14 protein-coding genes are annotated in these 17507 nt (G+C 65.5%); 5 read left to right on the top strand and 9 right to left on the bottom strand.

The genetic code is table 11. The annotated features are described in order from the left end of the window. Nucleotides 1-236: 236 nt before the first annotated feature. Nucleotides 237-470, bottom strand: coding sequence for a hypothetical protein (locus B4F51_RS13110; RefSeq protein ID WP_296226145.1), 234 nt, complete (start codon nt 468-470; stop codon nt 237-239). Continuing rightward, nucleotides 416-1189: a clostripain-related cysteine peptidase gene (locus B4F51_RS13105; RefSeq protein ID WP_296226143.1), complete on the bottom strand. Its 774-nt coding sequence runs from the start codon at nt 1187-1189 to the stop codon at nt 416-418. The genes B4F51_RS13110 and B4F51_RS13105 overlap by 55 nt, the downstream gene beginning before the upstream one ends. 442 nt (nt 1190-1631) lie before the next feature. Here B4F51_RS13105 and B4F51_RS13100 point away from each other — a divergent pair, with 442 nt between their 5' ends. Further along, a complete protein-coding gene (locus B4F51_RS13100) occupies nt 1632-2102 on the top strand; it encodes an SgcJ/EcaC family oxidoreductase (protein WP_296226140.1) in 471 nt (156 codons plus the stop codon). Nucleotides 2103-2239: 137 nt separating this feature from the next. On the opposite strand, the gene B4F51_RS13095 is transcribed toward B4F51_RS13100, so the two are convergent. The 5 genes from B4F51_RS13095 to B4F51_RS13075 form a co-directional block, all read right to left on the bottom strand. Then, on the bottom strand, nt 2240-3373 hold the full coding sequence (locus B4F51_RS13095; protein ID WP_296226138.1) for a branched-chain amino acid ABC transporter substrate-binding protein: 1134 nt from the start codon (nt 3371-3373) through the stop codon (nt 2240-2242). Nucleotides 3374-3503: 130 nt separating this feature from the next. Further along, entirely contained in the window at nt 3504-7490 is a 3987-nt protein-coding gene (gene putA / locus B4F51_RS13090) for a trifunctional transcriptional regulator/proline dehydrogenase/L-glutamate gamma-semialdehyde dehydrogenase (RefSeq protein WP_296226134.1), read from the bottom strand. Between the two features lie 704 nt (nt 7491-8194). After that, nucleotides 8195-10501 carry a primosomal protein N' gene (locus B4F51_RS13085; RefSeq protein WP_296226132.1) on the bottom strand — a complete coding sequence of 769 codons (2307 nt, stop codon included), beginning with the start codon at nt 10499-10501 and terminating at the stop codon, nt 8195-8197. Nucleotides 10502-11085: 584 nt separating this feature from the next. Next, nucleotides 11086-12180 (bottom strand): uroporphyrinogen decarboxylase, encoded by a 1095-nt coding sequence (hemE, locus tag B4F51_RS13080; protein WP_296226130.1) that lies wholly within the window; start codon nt 12178-12180, stop codon nt 11086-11088. A gap of 65 nt (nt 12181-12245) precedes the next feature. Then, the gene (locus B4F51_RS13075; RefSeq protein ID WP_296226128.1) at nt 12246-12743 is read right to left on the bottom strand and encodes a cupin domain-containing protein; all 498 of its coding nucleotides are present in this window, start codon (nt 12741-12743) and stop codon (nt 12246-12248) included. A gap of 277 nt (nt 12744-13020) precedes the next feature. Between B4F51_RS13075 and B4F51_RS13070 the strand changes: the two genes are divergently transcribed. Further along, nucleotides 13021-13644, top strand: coding sequence for a hypothetical protein (locus B4F51_RS13070; RefSeq protein ID WP_296226126.1), 624 nt, complete (start codon nt 13021-13023; stop codon nt 13642-13644). Beyond that, entirely contained in the window at nt 13641-13820 is a 180-nt protein-coding gene (locus B4F51_RS13065; protein ID WP_296226124.1) for a hypothetical protein, read from the top strand. Before B4F51_RS13070 ends, B4F51_RS13065 begins: the two co-directional genes overlap by 4 nt. Before the next feature lie 6 nt (nt 13821-13826). Here the strand turns inward: B4F51_RS13065 and B4F51_RS13060 are convergent, their stop codons facing one another. Both B4F51_RS13060 and B4F51_RS13055 read right to left on the bottom strand, forming a co-directional pair. Then, complete coding sequence (locus tag B4F51_RS13060; RefSeq protein WP_296226122.1) at nt 13827-13991, bottom strand: hypothetical protein; 165 nt, start codon at nt 13989-13991, stop codon at nt 13827-13829. A 15-nt stretch (nt 13992-14006) separates the two neighbouring features. Continuing rightward, nucleotides 14007-15809 carry a methyl-accepting chemotaxis protein gene (locus B4F51_RS13055; protein ID WP_296226121.1) on the bottom strand — a complete coding sequence of 601 codons (1803 nt, stop codon included), beginning with the start codon at nt 15807-15809 and terminating at the stop codon, nt 14007-14009. Between the two features lie 236 nt (nt 15810-16045). On the opposite strand from B4F51_RS13055, the gene B4F51_RS13050 reads away from it, so the two are divergent. Then, nucleotides 16046-16339: a hypothetical protein gene (locus B4F51_RS13050; RefSeq protein WP_296226120.1), complete on the top strand. Its 294-nt coding sequence runs from the start codon at nt 16046-16048 to the stop codon at nt 16337-16339. 229 nt (nt 16340-16568) lie between these two features. Next, a complete protein-coding gene (locus B4F51_RS13045; RefSeq protein WP_296226119.1) occupies nt 16569-17501 on the top strand; it encodes a sterol desaturase family protein in 933 nt (310 codons plus the stop codon). The last annotated feature ends 6 nt before the right edge of the window (nt 17502-17507 follow it).

Here is a 17507-nt window from a genome sequence, read left to right as displayed (position 1 = left end):
CACGCGATCGAAGCGAGTTACAGGATCGTTGCCGGAAAATGACGATTGTTTGACGAAGAAGCCGGATCAAGCCCGCTACCTCGCGTTGATGCGCACGCTGGGCGCAGACCGGCATTTGCGCCGGGAGGGATGGCGATACCGATCTGGCTACGGGAATCCGTGTGCCCCAATCGGCAACGGAAGGTGGGAAGTTGCCCGCGTCCGCGCCGTGTACCGGCGCAAACGCGGGCACGGGCTTACATCGGCAGCCCTCTGAGCGGTGACAACTGGGTGTTGCCGACAAAGTCCGTCACGAGAATGCCCCGCAGGTTAGCGGCCGGCAGTGGCGTAGGCGCGAAGGTCAGGCTGCCGGCGCTAAACGGCGCGCCCGGCACCAGATTGACGACGTCATTGGTGGTCGGGTTGTAGACCAGGGTCAACGGTGCAATGGAGTCGGTGGGCGCAGGCAGCGGGCCAAGGCGGCTATCCATGGCGCCATCCTCGCCCGCGAGCTGCTTGGCAATAACGCTGTCGACAACCGCACGACCGAAGACCGTGGGGCTCTGACCCGCGTTTTCGATCGCGATCTTCCGTCCCAACCGGAGCCGGGTTCAAGCTCTTCCGACGCCAGCAGGTAGTCGGCATCGGGGGCCAGCGCTGCCTCCACTTCGGCGGTCGCCATCAGGCAAGCGTCAAAACCGATCACGTCGAAGCGGATGCCGGCCGCGCGTGCGCCGCCGTCGACGCCGGCCGTCATCTGCGGCACGGTCATGGAGTTCTGGGTGGTTTGGTTTTCATCCAAGCCGAAGCCCTTCCAGCCGGCACCGTGGTCCCACAGCACGAGCCGGTAGTTCGCGGCGGGATACGATTTGGCCGCCCAGGTGATGAAGTCGGTCAGCGTCTGCGATGCGCCCATGTTTTGTGCGCCGATGTCCGCCAACGCCTGCAACTGGCCATTCTTCAGCGCGTGGCGTTTGACGCTGCGCCAGGTCTTGACGATGGTGGTCGCGTCGGCGACGTTCGCGCCGCCGGTCTCGATCACAACGTTGACGTTGGCCGCAGCGGCGGCCTTGAGCATTTCGTTCAGATTGCGGGTGCCGGCTCGCAGGTCAGGGTTGGATTCCAGATCCGACCCCACCATGTACACCATCAGCGTGGTGCCTTGCGCAGCCGGGTTGTGGTTGGCATTCGTATTGGTCGTCGCCGCCACCGCAGGCCGCAACGACCAATACGAATGCCAAGACCCAGAAGCGGCTTAAGAAGCGCTTCAACATAGCAATCCTCCGTTTTCTTTCATGCGTGTCGTCTGACTGAATTTGCCCGGTTCGCTGCGGGGGGGATGCGCGCAGTCAGCCCAAACACATGGGCTGCCGTGGCGAACACCGTGTGCAAGGTGACGGGTGAGCGCCCGACCGCTGGCGGATTTCGGGCGGGATCGTTTCACGGGGCGCATGGCGGATCAAGCACTGTGCGGCCCATCCGCTTCGATTGATCTGCGCGTCGCACGGACGTGTCAGCCAGTCTCAGAAAGCCGCGAGGGGTGTTGTTCTCCCCCGCTTGCGCGGGGATGACAGGATTTGACGCCGCCGATTTACTGAACGCCCACCAGGCAGCCGTGCCTGTACCGTTCACGCTTAATCACCGACCCCGCCATGAAGACAGGCATCACGAAGATCGCGCTGCTGTCCGCGCTCGCCCTATGCAGCACGCATGCGCCTGCCGCGCAAGCCGCGACCGAAAGCTGTGTCACCACCTCGGAACAGGACATCGCCGCCCTGTTCGACCGATGGAACGCCTCCCTGCAGACTGGCGATGCGACCCGGGTCGTCGCCAACTACGCGCCGGATTCCATCCTGCTGCCGACGGTGTCCAACCGACCGCGCCTGAGCGCCGAAGAGAAGCTGGATTACTTCCACCACTTCCTTGAGAAGCATCCCGTGGGCACGATCGATTTCCGCAAGATCGAGATCGATTGCAACTCGGCCATCGATGCCGGGCTCTATACGTTCGCGTTCGACAACGGTTCGCGCGTCAGGGCGCGCTACACGTTCACCTACAAGTGGGATGGGGAGCAGTGGCGCATCACCAGCCATCACTCGTCGAAGCTACCGGAGGGCGACTGACGCGGCCCATAAAAAAACGACCCCGCCACATCCGTGACCGGGTCGTCAGGTTCCACTCGCTCGATGCTCCCATCCGGCAAGCCGGATGGGGCTGAGCTAAGCAGCCGTCTCTCGGGGTTGCCGAGCGCGCGAGCCGATTACTTGCCGCCCACGCTCTCCAGCGGTGCCCACTTGCCGCCGGTGACCTTGTAGACGGTGATGCCGCCGTCCTTCAGATCGCCCTTCTCGTCGTAGGCGTAATGCTTGGCGGTCACGCCTTGCATGTTGGTCGCAGCCAGGATCGGCAGGTACTTGCTCGGGTCGGACGAGCCGGCAGCCACCATCGCCTTCATCAGGGCCATCGCGCCGTCATAGGCGTACGGCGAGTACGTCTGCACCGGCGTGCCGAAACGCTTCTCATAGCGCTGCTTGTAGCCAGCGCCGCCCGGCATCTGGTCCAGCGGCAGGCCGGCCAGCGAACACACCACGCCTTCTGCCGCTTGCGCACCAGCCAGCTTGATGAAGTCGTCGGTCTTGGACATTTCGCCCGACATCAGCGTGGCCTTCATGCCCAGCTCGCGCATCTGCTTGACCAGCGGAGCCGATTGGCCTTCCGCGCCGCCGTAGAACACGACGTCCGGGTTCTTCGACTTGATCTGCGTGAGGATCGACTTGAAGTCGCTGGCCTTGTCGTTGGTGAACTCGCGACGCACGATGTTGCCGCCAGCGGCCTTGGCGGCCTTCTCGAACTCGTCCGCCAGACCTTGGCCGTAAGCCGTGCGGTCATCGACGATGGCGATGTTCTTGTAGCCCAGCTTCTTGACGGCAAACGTGCCGACCACCGAACCCTGCTGGGTGTCGGAGGTCATCATGCGGAACGTAGTCTTGTAGCCTTGCTTGGTGTACTCCGGCGCCGTGGCCATCGCGATTTCTGCGATACCTGCGTTGTTATAGATGCGGGAGGCCGGGATGGTCGTGCCCGAGTTGAAGTGGCCGAGCATGCCCTTGATTCCGTTATCCACCAGCTTCTGTGCGACGGTGGTGCCGGTCTTCGGGTCAGCCTGGTCGTCTTCCGAGATCAGTTGGAACTTGACTTCCTTGCCGGCGATCTTCGGCTTGGTGGCGTTGAACTCTTCCACAGCCAGCGTCAGGCCATTCTGCATGTCCTTGCCGTACTGGGCTTGAGGACCGGTCATCGGGCCGGCATAGCCCAGCTTGACGACTTCCTGAGCCGATGCCGCGCTACCCAGCGCGCACAGTGCTGCCGCCAGACACAGTTGCTTCAATTTCATTTGTGCGTCTCCTAGTTCAAACGCAATTTGGATCAATAGCGCGACGGGATCACCGTCGCCCTCCTCCCGCTTCGCCCCACGTTTGCACCCGTCGTGCGAACGTGACGGCGAATCCTGCTAGTGCTCCCCGTCAGCCGATGGTCATCAGGCTGGCGTTGCCACCCGCTGCGGCCGTATTGACCGACAGCGAACGCTCGATCAGCAGGCGCTCCAGCGCCAGCCCTTCCCCGCCATGCGGCAGGCCTTGCACCCCCACGATCGGGCCGGCGCGGCGCGCCAGTCCTTCGCAGATGGCGCGCAGATGGTCCGAATCGCCGTGGTGCAGCACCGCGTCAAAGTCGGCCCCGTCCAGGGCCGGCACCACGCGGACGCGCGATTGTACTGCCGCCGGCAGCCCGCGCAGCACCGCTTCGATGGCAGGGTTTTCCTGCACCACCGCAGCACTGCCGACCGCCAGCACAGCGGCCAACTGCCGCAGCCAGTCGGCCGGATCGACGGCCACACACAGCACCGCTTCGCGCGGCAGCAGCGTGTAGGTGTTGCGCTCCCCGGTCGGGCCCGGCAGCGTGAGCGTGGCACCGGTGGCCGAAGCCGCGGCCAGGCGTTCGCACAACGCCGCCAGGTTGGCGGACTGCGCCACGGGCGATTGCTTGCGCGCCCAATCGGTCAGCGCATCGAACGGCGCCAGCAGGGCGCGGCGCGCATCGGTATCGATTTCCGTGCCGGCACCTGCGGTCAACTGCAATGCAGTCCGCATGCCGTCCTGCGGGCACGTCGACAGCAGGCGCAGCAGATACAGCGGGCCGCCCGCTTTCGGGCCGGTGCCCGACAGGCCTTCGCCGCCGAACGGCTGCACGCCCACCACGGCGCCGACGATATTGCGGTTCACATACAGGTTGCCGACATGCGCGCGGTCAACGACGTGCGCGATGGTCTCGTCGATGCGCGTGTGGATGCCCAGCGTCAGGCCGTAGCCCGTGCCGTTGATCTGTTCGACCAGCTTGGTCAGGCCGGTGTTGTCCGCCGTGCGCTTCCAGCGCACCACGTGCAGCACGGGGCCGAAGATCTCGCGCGTCAGGTCCGACAGGCTGTCGAGTTCGATCACCGTCGGCGGCACGAACGTGCCGTGTGCGCAGGCTGCCGGCACCGGCGCCTGATGCACGCGGCGGCCCTTGGCGCGCATGCCTTCGATATGGCCGACGATGTTGTCGCGCGCATCGGCGTCGATCACCGGGCCGACATCCGTGGCGAGGCGATCCGGATTGCCCATCGCCAGTTCGGCCATGCCGCCCTTGAGCATCGCGAGCACGCGGTCGGCGACGTCATCCTGCAGGCACAGCACGCGCAACGCCGAGCAACGCTGGCCCGCCGAATCAAACGCAGACGACAGCACATCGGCCACCACCTGCTCGGCCAGTGCGGACGAATCCACGATCATCGCGTTCTGGCCGCCGGTCTCGGCAATCAGCGGGATCGGCGCGCCGTTGGCATCCAGGCGGCCGGCCAGCGTGCGCTGCAGAATGCGCGCGACTTCGGTCGAGCCGGTAAACATCACGCCCTTGGTGCGCGCATCCTTCACCAGCGCCGCGCCGACGGTCTCGCCGCGGCCCGGCAGCAGTTGCACGGCACCGGCCGGCACGCCGGCTTCGCGCAGGATGCGCACGGCCTGGGCGGCGATCAGCGGGGTCTGCTCAGCGGGCTTGGCCAGCACCGGGTTGCCGGCGGCCAGCGCCGCGCTCACCTGGCCGGTGAAAATCGCCAGCGGGAAGTTCCACGGGCTGATACACACCACCGGGCCCAGCGGGCGGTGCGTGTCGTTGGAGAACCCACCGCGCACCTGCGCTGCGTAATAACGCAGGAAGTCGACAGCCTCACGCACTTCGGCGATGGCGTTCGACAGCGTCTTGCCCGCTTCGCGGATGATCAGCCCCATCAGGTGCTGCATCTCGCCTTCCATCAGATCAGCGGCACGATCGAGCAGCGCGGCGCGCGCCTCGGGCGGCGTGGCTTGCCAGATCGGCGCGACAGCGGCAGCAGCCGACAGCGCGGCATCGACATCGGCCTCAGTAGCCTCGGTCACGTGGCCAACCACGTCGCGCAGGTCGGCCGGGTTGCGCACGGGCTGAGGCGTGCCTCCCGTGTAAGGCGCATCGCCAATCGTCGGCGCGGCGTTCCAGACCGTGCTGGTACCTGCAAGAAGGGCGGACGACAACGACGCCAGGCGCTGCTCGTTCGCCAGGTCGATGCCCGACGAATTTGCGCGCACGTCACCGTAGAGGTGGCGCGGCAGCGGAATCTTCGGATGCGGCAGGCCGAGCGTCCCTTCATCGGCGTGCATCTTTTCCACCACCGCCACCGGGTCGGCGACGAGGTCGTCCAGCGGAATCGACTCGTCCGCAATGCGGTTCACGAACGAGGTATTGGCGCCGTTTTCCAGCAGACGGCGCACCAGGTAGGCCAGCAGCGTTTCATGCGTGCCGACCGGCGCGTAGATGCGGCACGGGCGGTTCAGCTTGCCCGGCTTGTTGCCCACAACCTGCTCGTACAGCGGTTCGCCCATGCCATGCAGGCACTGGAATTCGTATTGGCCGGGGTAATAGTTCTGACCGGCTATGTGATAGATGGCCGCCAGCGTATGCGCGTTGTGCGTGGCGAACTGCGGGAAGATCGCCTCCGGCGCGGCCAGCAGCTTGCGCGCGCAGGCCAGGTACGACACGTCGGTGTAGACCTTGCGCGTGTAGACCGGGTAGCCCTCCAGGCCGTCGACCTGGGCGCGCTTGACCTCGCTGTCCCAGTACGCGCCCTTCACCAGGCGGATCATCAGGCGGTGCTTGCTACGGCGGGCCAGATCGATGATGTAGTCGAGCACGAACGGGCAGCGCTTCTGGTAACCCTGCACCACGAAGCCGATGCCATTCCAACCAGCCAGCTCGGGCGCGAAGCACAGGCGCTCCAGCAGGTCGAGCGACAGCTCCAGGCGGTCCGCTTCTTCGGCGTCGATGTTGATGCCGATGTCGTATTCACGCGCCAGCATGGCGAGCGCCTTCACACGCGGATACAGCTCGTTGATGGTGCGGTCGTATTGCGCGCGCGAGTAACGCGGATGCAGCGCCGACAGCTTGATCGAGATGCCCGGCCCTTCGTAGATGCCGCGCCCGCCCGACGCTTGGCCGATCGCGCGGATGGCCTGCTCGTAGGAAGCCAGGTAGCGCTGCGCGTCTTCCTCCGTCATCGCGGCCTCGCCGAGCATGTCGTAGGAGTAGCGGAAGCCCTCGGCCTCGAACTTGCGCGCGTTGGCCAGCGCTTCGGAAATGGTTTCGCCGGTGACGAATTGCTCGCCCATCAGGCGCATCGCCATGTCCACGCCCTTGCGGATCAGCGGTTCGCCGCTCTTGCCGATGATGCGCGTAAGCGCCTTCGACAGCCCAGCTTCGTTATGCGTGGCAACCAGTTTGCCCGTGAGCAGCAGGCCCCAAGTGGCGGCATTCACGAACAGCGACGGGCTCTGGCCGACATGCGAATACCAGTTGCCGTTGCTGATCTTGTCGCGGATAAGCGCGTCGCGCGTGGCCTTGTCGGGAATGCGCAGCAGCGCCTCGGCCAGGCACATCAGCGCCACGCCTTCCTGGCTCGACAAGGAGAATTCCTGGATCAGGCCCTGCACCAGGCCTTCGCGGCCGGAGCCAACCTTTTGCGTGCGCAGCTTGCCGGCCAAGTCCCGTGCGAGCTGCTTGGCTTCCGAGGCGAGCGCGCCCGGCAAGCGGGCCTGCTCCAGCAGCATCGGAATGGCTTCGGTTTCCGGCCGGCGGTAGGCGGCCGTGATGGCAGCGCGCAAAACCGACTGCGGTTGCACGCTTTGCGCGAATTCGAGGAACGGTTGCACCGCAGGTTCATCACCCTCGTGCACATCCGAGACGGCTGCGGCGGCGGACGGGAGGCCATCCGCCGCCGGGCCGTTTGCATCAGTTGGCAGCTGCCCCCGCTCCACTTGGTCCAGATACGTGAAGATCGCCTGCTTGATCAGCCAGTGCGGCGTGCGGTCAATGGACTGCGCAACGCGCTTGAGGCGTTCACGCGAAGCATCGTCCAGTTTGACCCCGAGGGTGGTTGTAGCCATGTGGGTTCCTATCCAGAGCTGCCATTGCCTGGCTTGTGGCCGGCAAATTGGGCGGATCATACGCCTGGCGGCCCAGAAGGTGCAACCTAGTGAAACCCCTTGGTTCGAAATGGGTAGATTTGGGGTGCAACCGCACAGGGCGGTGGGGCTTTGGGGTGACTTTGGGGGCTTGTTTTTTTGTTGTTGGTGCATCCCTTGTTTCATCCCCTGCCGGGGCTGACTCACTTTCTTTGGTCTTGCCCAAAGAAAGTAAGCAAAGAAATGCGCGCCCGAGATGGCGACCCACTCCTTGAATTTCTGTCGCAGGGAGGGGAAGGGAAAAACTCGCTGCGCTCAGACAGTTTCCCTTCCTTTTTCCTCCCTGCAACAGAAATTCAAGGCGCCATCTAGGGCAGGAAAGTCAAAGGACAACAGCCACACCCTCTGGGCGCCAGCCCAAACGACAAGGCCAACCTCACGACGGGTTGGCCTTTTGCTTTTGACGTTGAGCCCTTGATGGCGCCTTGAATTTTCGTAAGCGGGCGGAAAAGAGGTGGGGAACTGTCTGAGCGCAGCGAGTTTTCCCCGCCTCCGCCCGGTTACGCAAATTCAAGGAATCTTTCGCCATCTCGGGCGCGCCTTTCTTTTGCTTACTTTTCTTTGGCAAGACAAAGAAAAGTGAGTCGTGCCCGGCAGGGTACGAAAGGGAGGTGGACCACCAGCCCTCAAATCCGCAAAGGATCAATCTCCAACTGCCACCGCACCCCCTTCACAGTCTTTCCGATCCCAGCAAACCCCTCAGTCCAAGCAGTCAAAAGCTTCTGCAAAGCCGCCCGAGAACCGGATTCCACCAGCAACTGTGCCCGCTCGCGGTTGGCCAGCCGCACCATCGTCATCGGCACCGGATCATGCAAAAACACCGGCGCACCCAAATCAGCCGCCAACGCTTCACCCGCCGAACGCGCAGCGCCCAGAAACTCCAGCGCCCGCGCCACTTCCTTGTGCTCGGCGGTCAACAACGCCTGATAGGCAAACGGCGGCAGCCCGGCCTGCTTGCGCTCCCGCAGCAACTGGCGCGCAAAACCGTCGTAGTCGTGCCGAACCAGCGCCTGCAGCGCCGGTGCGTCGGGATACCGGGTCTGAATCAGCACCTCGCCGGCCAAGCCCGCCCGGCCCGCACGGCCGGCCACCTGCATCAGCGAGGCAAAGAGATGCTCCCCAGCGCGGAAGTCGTGCGAAAACAGCGAAGGGTCGGGCGCGACCACGCCCACCAGCGTCACGCGCTGGAAGTCGTGCCCCTTCGCGACCATCTGCGTGCCGATCAGGATGTCGACGCTGCCTTCGTGCACGGTGTCGAACAGCGCTTCGGCGCTGCCCTTGCGGCGGGTGGAATCGGCGTCGATGCGGGCCACGCGCGCCTGCGGAAACAGCTCGCCGAGCGTTTCCTCAATGCGCTGCGTGCCGCGCCCGAGCGGGGCGATGTCGACGTTGCCGCAGTCCGGGCAATGGTGTGGGATGCTCGATTCATAACCGCAGTGGTGGCAGCGCAGGCGTCGCTCGGGCTTGTGCAGTACGAGGTACGCCGAGCAGCGCGGGCAGCCCGATAGCCACCCGCACGCGTCGCACGAGAGCACCGGCGCATAGCCACGGCGGTTGAGGAACAGCAGGCTCTGCTCGCCGCGCGCGAGGCGGTCCGCAATGGCATCAACCAGCGGTTTGGAGAGCCCATCTCGGATCTCGCGCCCGGCGCGACGCTCCAGGGTCAGGTCGACGAGCGATACGCGCGGCAGCACGGCGTCGGCCTGCGCGCGCTGCGATAGCGTCAGGCGCGTGGTGGCGCCCTGTTCCGCGCGCCACCAGGTCTCCAGTGACGGCGTAGCCGAGCCCAGCACAACCGGGATGTTGCGCTGCTTGGCCCGCCACAGCGCCAGATCGCGCGCGGAGTAGCGCAGGCCTTCCTGCTGCTTGTACGACGTGTCGTGCTCCTCGTCGACGAGGATAAGCGCGAGGTTCGGCAGCGAGGCCAGCATCGCCAGCCGCGTGCCGAGCACGATGCGCGCCTCGCCGCGATGCGCGGCCAGCCAGTTCAGCGCGCGCGGCTGCTCGGCCAGACCGCTGTGCAGCGCCGCCATTGGCACGCCAGGAAAGCGTGCCGCGATGCGTGCTTCGAGCTGCGGCGTCAGGTTGATCTCGGGCACCAGCATCAACACCTGCGCGGCCGGATTGCGCGTCAGGGCATCGGCGATGGCGTGCAGGTACACCTCGGTCTTGCCGCTGCCGGTTACGCCGTACAGCAGAAACGGGCTGAAGGCACCGCCAGCGCCCGCCTGCGCGATGGCGGCCACGGCGGCGGCCTGCTCGGCGTTCAGCGCGGGCGCGACGGACGGCTCGGGTAATTCGAGCGGCACCGGCAGCAGCGCCTTGGGCCGCAATTCCGCGCGCAGCCAGCCCACGGCCGCCCAGTCGCGAAGCTTGGCCACGGCTTGGCCGTGCAGGGCGACGGCGGCGCTGGTGGACAGCTCGCCGTCGCCGGTCAGCGCTTCGGCCAGTCGCATTGCTCCTGCGGCGCGCTTGGGCACGCTGTCCAGCAATGCGGTGGCGTGAGCGGACGCCGGCTCCTGCATCAGATAGACGGTTTCCGTAGCTTGGCGCGCGAGGTTGTCCCAACTACCGGGCGTGCGCCACAGTGGCGGCAGCGCGGGCAAGGTCACTTCACCCAGCGCCCGGTGGTAGTAGCCGGCCGCGAACTCAGCCAACGCGCGCCATTCGGTATCCAGCGGCGGCACCCAGTCGAGCACGCGTTCGACGTCACGCAGGCGGTCCTGCGGCACGTCGGTGGTATCGGCGGCCTCCACCACCAGGGCCACCACGCGCCGGTTGCCGAATGGCACGACCACCAGTTGCCCCGGCAGCACCGGTTGCGCGCATCGGTAGTCGAATACGGCATCGAGCGGTGTATCGATCACCACACGCGCAATGGCGGCCGACGCCCCGGCATCAGGCAAGGTGGCGTCGACGTGGGTGAGGGTCATGCGAAGCGCAAACGGTTGAATGACAAAGGGATTGTTGCGGTGCAGCGGCGTATCCAGCACCCGGGAAAAGCGCCCCGCCGGTCTCACCTTGCCCACACAGCGATCGGCGTGCGCCGTTCAATCTTCAAGTATTACTTGAGGTTTATGCCTTGGCGCCCTGATCGGTGACCGGTTTTCGAGGCTATCCACACAACCTGTGGATAACTTTGTTGAAAAGTTGCCTGTTACGCCCGCGAAGGCCGGTAAATCAAGCACTCTTCTAGCTTGCACGATTTCCGCGCACGCGGCTTTCTTTCAAAAAAATCAAACACTTATGCGGAGAATGCGTAGGCCACCTCGTGTTGCGCCGCGATAAGAACCAGCCGTGACAGCTTTGTGCATAAGTCAAGTCTTGACAGCCGGGTTACGCACCAAAAAGCGCGAAATAAATCGCTTGACAGCGCTTTGAGGCCAGCCGACGCCCCCTGCACGCGAGTAGTTGCTCACCCTTCTTGCACCAAAGCGGCGAGCTTTCCACCCGTGCCCTCGGCTTCACGCACCGTCGTGGCTCAATTCAAACGCCATCGCACTGCAACATCGGCCGGTTATGCGGCCTTTGCGCGCAGTGCGCGGCTGAAGCTGTGCACCTCGTCCACCAGCACCGAAACCGCCTCGGGCGGCGTGAACTGCGAGATGCCATGGCCCAGGTTGAAGACGTGGCCGTCGCTGTCGCCGCCGGCCGCATAGTCTTCCAGCACCCGGCGCACTTGTGCGCGAATCGCCTCAGGTTCGGCAAAGAGCACGGTCGGGTCCAGGTTGCCCTGCAAGGCAACACGGCCGCCGGTGCGCTGGCGCGCAAGCTGCAGGTTGACCGTCCAATCCACGCCCAGCGCATCGGCGCCGGTCTCGGCCATGGCTTCGAGCCACAGGCCGCCGCCCTTGGTGAACAGGATGACCGGCACGCGCTGGCCATCAGCCCCGGCGCGGATGCCTTCCACCACGCGTGCCATGTAGGCCAGCGAGAACTCATGGTAGATGCCATCGGCCAGCGCGCCGCCCCAGGTATCGAACACCTGCACAGCCTGGGCACCGGCATCAATCTGCGCGTTCAGGTAGTCGATCACGGCCTGCGCGTTGATCTCCAGGATGCGATGCATCAGGTCCGGACGCGCGTAGAGCATCGACTTGACGGTGCGGAAGTCGTCCGACCCGCCGCCCTCGACCATGTAACAGGCGAGCGTCCACGGGCTGCCCGAGAAGCCGATGAGCGGCACACGCTGGCGGCCGTCCTGCACGAGCGCGCGGCGGATTTCCGCCACGGCATCGAACACGTATTGCAGCGACGACATGTCGGGCACCGACAGCGCCGCCACATCGGCTTCGGAGCGCACCGGCTTGGCAAAACGCGGGCCTTCGCCCTGCGCGAACGATAGGCCCAGGCCCATGGCGTCGGGCACGGTCAGGATGTCGGAGAAGAGGATGGCCGCGTCCAGCGGAAAGCGGTCCAGCGGCTGCAACGTCACCTCGGTCGCATAAGCCGGCGATTTGGCCAGGCCGAGGAAGCTGCCGGCACGCGCACGCGTGGCGTTGTACTCGGGCAGGTAGCGGCCCGCCTGGCGCATCAGCCACAGCGGCGTGTAGTCGGTGGGCTGGCGGCGCAGGGCGCGCAGGAAGGTGTCGTTGGCGAGCGGTGCGGACATGGCGGGTGGACTTTTGCGGAGGGCGTCATTGTAAGGGATGGCCCATCGGCAAAAGCTGCCCCCGGTCAAGGCACCTTGTGCGTATCGCCTGCCCGCTGCGGCGGCAGCTTGATCGCCATGGCCTTGAAATCGGTGCTCGTTGTCAGCGTTCCGTGCACCACGCCGTGCGGAATGACGATCAGATCCCCCGCCCGTACCTCTCGCGGCGCGTTGTCGAGCCAGAAAGTGGCGGTGCCGGACATTACATACTGGATCTCGTCCGAGTAGGTATGCGTGTGCTTGGCCACGGTGCCGACCTGGATACCGACCGTGCCGTTGGGCGTCGCCACCAACCCCTTGGTGCGCAGCGTGCCCATTTCGGCGATGACCGGGCCGATCTCGTCTGCGGTCATGCTGCCCATGTTGATGATCTGCGGCGTAAGCGGTCGCGGGGCGGACTGGGTGGTCGGTGCGGCAGCCGGGGCCGATGCCTGCGCAAATGCGCTGGCATGACCGACCAACGCGGCCAATGCGGCCGTGCCGCAAACCGCCCGGACGGCGGCAACGGAACGATGGCGATGCATGATGCCTCCTCTTGGCGCGATCGTAATGAATTCTCGCAGCGATTGTCGCGTCGGCGCGTGGGCGCAGAGACTTAGGGCGATTCCTGAGGTCGCGGCCGCCGCCTGCAAGGCGCCTCCCCCTGCTTTCGGCGGAAGGTCGCGCCAAGCGCTGAGACACAGCGACCACCCCACGCGACGCCATCACCATTCGCACCAACAGCGCACTGCGGCAATTGAACCGGCCCACCGTGCGTGAGAGCATCCCGCCCCATCTTCCCGGGCGGGCGTGTCGCGCACCATGCTTCATTTCGATTACTACAGCTGGCTGTTTACCCTTTCCAATTCGGCGCTGCTGGCGGTGTGCTTCATCTCGTTGGGGATCGTGTCGGCCGTTGCGTCGGCGGGGTCTGCCACGCTGGCGCGCCTGTGGCCGACCCGGCCGGGCGCCAACATCATCGGCACGCTGCTGACCGGGCTGCTGGTGCCCACGGCGGTCATCCTCGGTTTCATCTCCAGCGATATCTGGACGCAGAACGCCCGTGCCGAAGCCGCCGTGGAGCGCGAAGGCCTCGCCGCCGCAGAGGCGCTGCGCATTCTCGATGCCCTGCCCGCCAAGCTCGCCACCCCCATTCAGACCGCGCTGCTGGTCTACGCACGCAGCGCGGTGGAGGACGAATGGCCGGCCATGGCAAAGCGTCAATCGAGTCCGCAGACCGGGCGTGCTTTTGCGCAATTGCGGGAATCGCTCTGGGCAGCGCGCTACGACAGCACGCAACAGGCATCGCGCGGGCAACGCCGGTCGACGTGCGGCGCATCGATGCGCCCCAGCATATTGCGCACGAATTCGACGAGCTGGAAAAACACCTGGATGCCATCGAAAACGCCCGAGCCGCGCGGCTGCAGCTTGCCAAGCGCCAATTGAGCGGCATCAAGCTGGCGGCGATGGCGTGGCTGCTGTTCACCAATGCCTTCGTGATTGCCGAACTGCACCGGGCCGCGGCCCGCGAGCGCCGCATTGCGCTGGCGCTGTTCACGGCGGGCTTTGGGATGATCTTCTTCCTACTGGCACTTCTCGCCTGCTCGCCACCGGTTCAGTAGGCAGCGCTACACCCACATCTGCATCACCCGGTCGCCGGCCTGCACCGGCTTGCCATTGCGTGCATTGGGCATCCACACGGCATCGAGCATGGGCCGGACAAGGTCGAGCTCGGTGGAGATGCCATCCTGTCGGCCAAAGCGCGCGCTGTTGGCGGCCTGCGCTTCGACCACGCGACGGCGCAGGCGTCAACCCGCGCGCAGCTTGAACAGCCCCACGGTGTGCGCCAGCGTGTGCGCCTGTTCATTGAGCATCGACGATGCGGCGGTGGACTGCTCCACCAGCGCGGCGTTCTGCTGCGTGGCCTGATCCATTTCGGCGACGCTGCGATCGATCTGGCTGATGCCGGCGCTCTGCTCGTGCATGGCGCCATCAATCTCGCCGATGATGCGGGCCACGCGCTCGATGCCGGCCACGATCTCCTGCATCGTCACCCCAGCGGCCTGCACGCGCTGGGCGCCGGTCTTCACGCTGGCTTCGGAGGCCTGGATCAGATCCTTGATCTCACGCGCGGCGGTGGCGCTGCGTTGCGCCAGCGTGCGCACCTCGCCGGCCACCACGGCAAAGCCGCGGCCCTGCTCGCCGGCGCGCGCCGCCTCCACGGCGGCATTCAGCGCCAGGATGTTGGTCTGGAACGCAATGCTGTCGATCACGCTGATGATCTCGGTGATGCGCGCGGAGGATTTGGCAATCTCGTCCATCGTGCTCACCGCGCTCGACACCACCTCGCCGCCGCGTGTGGCGGCGTCGCTAGCTTCGCTCGCCAGGCGCGTGGCTTGCAGGGCCGCGTCGGCGGAATTCTTCACGCTGGTGGTCAGCTCCGTGAGCGCGGCGGAGGTTTCCTGCAGGTTGCTGGCCGAAACCTCGGTGCGGTTGGATAGATCTCGGTTGCCCATTTCGATCTCGCCGGTGGCCGACTTCATGCTGTCGACACTGGCACGCACTTCCAGCAACACCTCGCCGATCTTGTCGATGAAAGTGTTGAACGAGGCGGAAATCTGCGCCACCTCGTCGTTGCCGACTACTGGCAGGCGGTGCGTGAGGTCGCCGCCGCCGGCGCCGATGGTATCCATCGCATCGCGCACCTGTGAAAGACGCCGGAACGATTGCGACGTGAAGAACGCGGCGATGCCCACGGCGGCCAGCGTCAGCAGCACCATGGCAACGGCAAGCGCCTGCACGACGTTGCGCAAACCGGCGGTGGCCTCAGCCTTGTCCAAGGCGATCACGAGGTACCAATCCGTGCCCTGCACGGCCTTTGCCTTGAGCAGCTTCGGCGCGCCCGCCAGTTCAACCTCCAGCGGCGCAGTGGCCTTGGCCAGGTTGGCGAGCGTGTCGGCATTGAGCGAAGCGGCCACGTCCGTCGCGGGCTTGAGCATCAGCTTGGCGTCGGGGTGGGCGATCACCTGGCCATCCTTGGCGACCACGAAGGCCAGGCTCGACGGCGTCGGGTGCACGGCGGCCACCACTTCGCGCACGCCGTCCAGCGGCACGGCACCCGAGATCGCGCCCGTGGTCTCGCCGTTCTGCACCAGCGGCGCGGCAAACGACACGTACTGCACGCCGGTCGACACATCGCCGTAGGGCTTGGTGACGGTCAGCTTGCCGGCGGCGATGGCTTGCTTGTACCAGGGGCGCACGGTCGGATCGTAGTCCTTGGGCGTGGTGCTGCTGGTGGAGATGAACGATTTGTCGGTCCAGCCGATCGTGATGATCGGGAAACCGTTGGCATTGCCCATGTGCTTGCCAAAGCCCTGCGGATCGCCGTGCTCGACCACTTCAGCGGTGGCCTTGACGGCCTGCACCTTGGCGGCCACCCACTTGTCGATGGCGAATGTGTTGCCGCTGGCGATGGCAGCGAGGTTCTGGTCAATCGATTCCATCGTGTTGTTTCGCACGATGGAATACGTGGCCGCGCCGGACAACGCCAACGCACCAATCACGGTGGCTGACGAGATGAGGAGAATGCGGGTTCGGAGAGAGGAGATCATGATTCTTCTATTCTTCTGGTGGAACGTCCTGTGTGAATCAGTGAATCAGACTGCATACGGGTGCGACCGTAGCGCCCTCCAGAACGGCTGCCGGCTGTCGGGGGCCACTCAACCTGCTACGGCAGGGTGGCCCCGAACTTGAGCCGCCCCCGCCCATGCGAGGGGGATATGGCAGACATGCATGGTTGTTGCCAGGACGCTGACGGCGCAACAATGCGTTTTCCGGCCAACGCCTCATGATCCGCATGAATGACGCCACAGGCGAAGTCCTGCTCGGCGGCTCTCGCGTGACGCCACAGACGGCGACAAGTGCCCTGCCCGCGCGCTTCGTCGTCGAGCCCGAGCGGCCGGTGCGGGTCGCGGGCGCAACGGTGCCATGCCAGTTCGCCACAGCCGCGCTGCTGGATGAGGCCACGCCGGTCACCGTTAGCCTGCGCTTTGAGGCTGGCGCGCTGGTGAGCGTGTCCTTCGAGCTTGCACAACCGGCCAGTGACAACGACATCGACGCGGAACAGCGCCACCGCCGCTGAATTGCCAAAAAGCTTGGCCAGGACCCGGGCAGCATGACCGACTACCCCTGGGGCAGCGCGGGCGTCGCCCAGGACAGGAGTGGCGGCGTGCACGTGTTCCTGCATAACCGGAACAACACCTGGGCACGGTGACACGCTGTAAGAGACGCCTCCGTCCGCCCTAATTGCCGCCCCGGCGGGGTTGCAGTACCGTCGCAGGCACCCCTTACCGAGCCGGGAGCCGCCCGCCATGGCCGTGCTGTTCACCATCCTGAAGATCGCCGTCGTGCTCGTGCTGATGTCGTCGCTGGCCGAGGCGATCGTGCTATCGCTGCGGTGCGGGTGGGCGAACTATGACTGGAAGGCGGCAGGCGTGTCGGTGGTCGATTTCCTGGTACGCGAGTACCCGCTCCGCTGGCTGCTGCCTACGGCGTTCTGGACGCACGGCCTGGACTGGATTTATCAGCACCGCCTGTGGACCCTGCCGATGGACCACTGGACGGGCTGGGCAGCGTGCTTTCTCGGCCAGGAGTTCTGCTACTACTGGTACCACCGCGCCGCGCACCGCGTGCGCTGGTTCTGGTGCACGCACGCCATCCATCATTCGCCCAACGACCTGAACCTGTCAGCCGCCTACCGCTTCGGCTGGACGGGCCGCTTGACCGGCACCCTGCTCTTCTTCTCGCTGGCGCCGCTGCTGGGCATGCCGCCGCGCATCATGCTGATGCTGCTGTCGCTGAACCTGCTGTACCAGTTTTGGATTCACGCCACGTGGATTCCGCGCCTGGGGCCGCTGGAGTGGTTCCTGAACACGCCGTCGGCGCACCGCGTGCATCACGCCTCCAACCTGGAATATCTCGACGGCAATTACGGTGGCGTGCTGATCGTCTTCGACCGGCTGTTTGGAACCTACATCCCCGAACGCGAGGATGTGCCGTGCCGCTACGGCTTGGTGCACCCGATGCGCACCTACAACCTGCTGACCATCGAGTTCGGCCATTGGCGCGCGTTGTGGCAAGACCTGACGACGGCGCGCTCGGCACGCGAGGTGCTCGGTTACCTGTTCTGCCCGCCGGGCTGGCGGCCTGATGGTAATGGCGAAACGACCGAGGATTTGCGCCGCCGCACCGCACTCGTTGCCGACGACGGCGCCGTCGTGCCCGCCACCGCCGCCACCAACTGACGCAAG

It is taken from the genome of Ralstonia sp. UBA689 (genome assembly GCF_002298975.1).
In the GTDB taxonomy this organism is placed as follows: Bacteria; Pseudomonadota; Gammaproteobacteria; order Burkholderiales; family Burkholderiaceae; genus Ralstonia.
The sequence above is the reverse complement of the archived record's forward strand: the minus strand, read 5'-3'. Positions and strand labels throughout refer to the sequence as shown.

What these genes read in the sequence shown, in the direction of transcription:
- putA (WP_296226134.1), bottom strand. Translation starts at nt 7,490, where the DNA reads ATGGCTACAACCACCCTCGGGGTCAAACTGGACGATGCTTCGCGTGAA.
- B4F51_RS13110 (WP_296226145.1), bottom strand. Translation starts at nt 470, where the DNA reads ATGGATAGCCGCCTTGGCCCGCTGCCTGCGCCCACCGACTCCATTGCA.
- hemE (WP_296226130.1), bottom strand. Translation starts at nt 12,180, where the DNA reads ATGTCCGCACCGCTCGCCAACGACACCTTCCTGCGCGCCCTGCGCCGC.
- B4F51_RS13070 (WP_296226126.1), top strand. Translation starts at nt 13,021, where the DNA reads ATGCTTCATTTCGATTACTACAGCTGGCTGTTTACCCTTTCCAATTCG.
- B4F51_RS13075 (WP_296226128.1), bottom strand. Translation starts at nt 12,743, where the DNA reads ATGCATCGCCATCGTTCCGTTGCCGCCGTCCGGGCGGTTTGCGGCACG.
- B4F51_RS13100 (WP_296226140.1), top strand. Translation starts at nt 1,632, where the DNA reads ATGAAGACAGGCATCACGAAGATCGCGCTGCTGTCCGCGCTCGCCCTA.
- B4F51_RS13050 (WP_296226120.1), top strand. Translation starts at nt 16,046, where the DNA reads ATGATCCGCATGAATGACGCCACAGGCGAAGTCCTGCTCGGCGGCTCT.
- B4F51_RS13055 (WP_296226121.1), bottom strand. Translation starts at nt 15,809, where the DNA reads ATGATCTCCTCTCTCCGAACCCGCATTCTCCTCATCTCGTCAGCCACC.
- B4F51_RS13045 (WP_296226119.1), top strand. Translation starts at nt 16,569, where the DNA reads ATGGCCGTGCTGTTCACCATCCTGAAGATCGCCGTCGTGCTCGTGCTG.
- B4F51_RS13095 (WP_296226138.1), bottom strand. Translation starts at nt 3,373, where the DNA reads ATGAAATTGAAGCAACTGTGTCTGGCGGCAGCACTGTGCGCGCTGGGT.
- B4F51_RS13085 (WP_296226132.1), bottom strand. Translation starts at nt 10,501, where the DNA reads ATGACCCTCACCCACGTCGACGCCACCTTGCCTGATGCCGGGGCGTCG.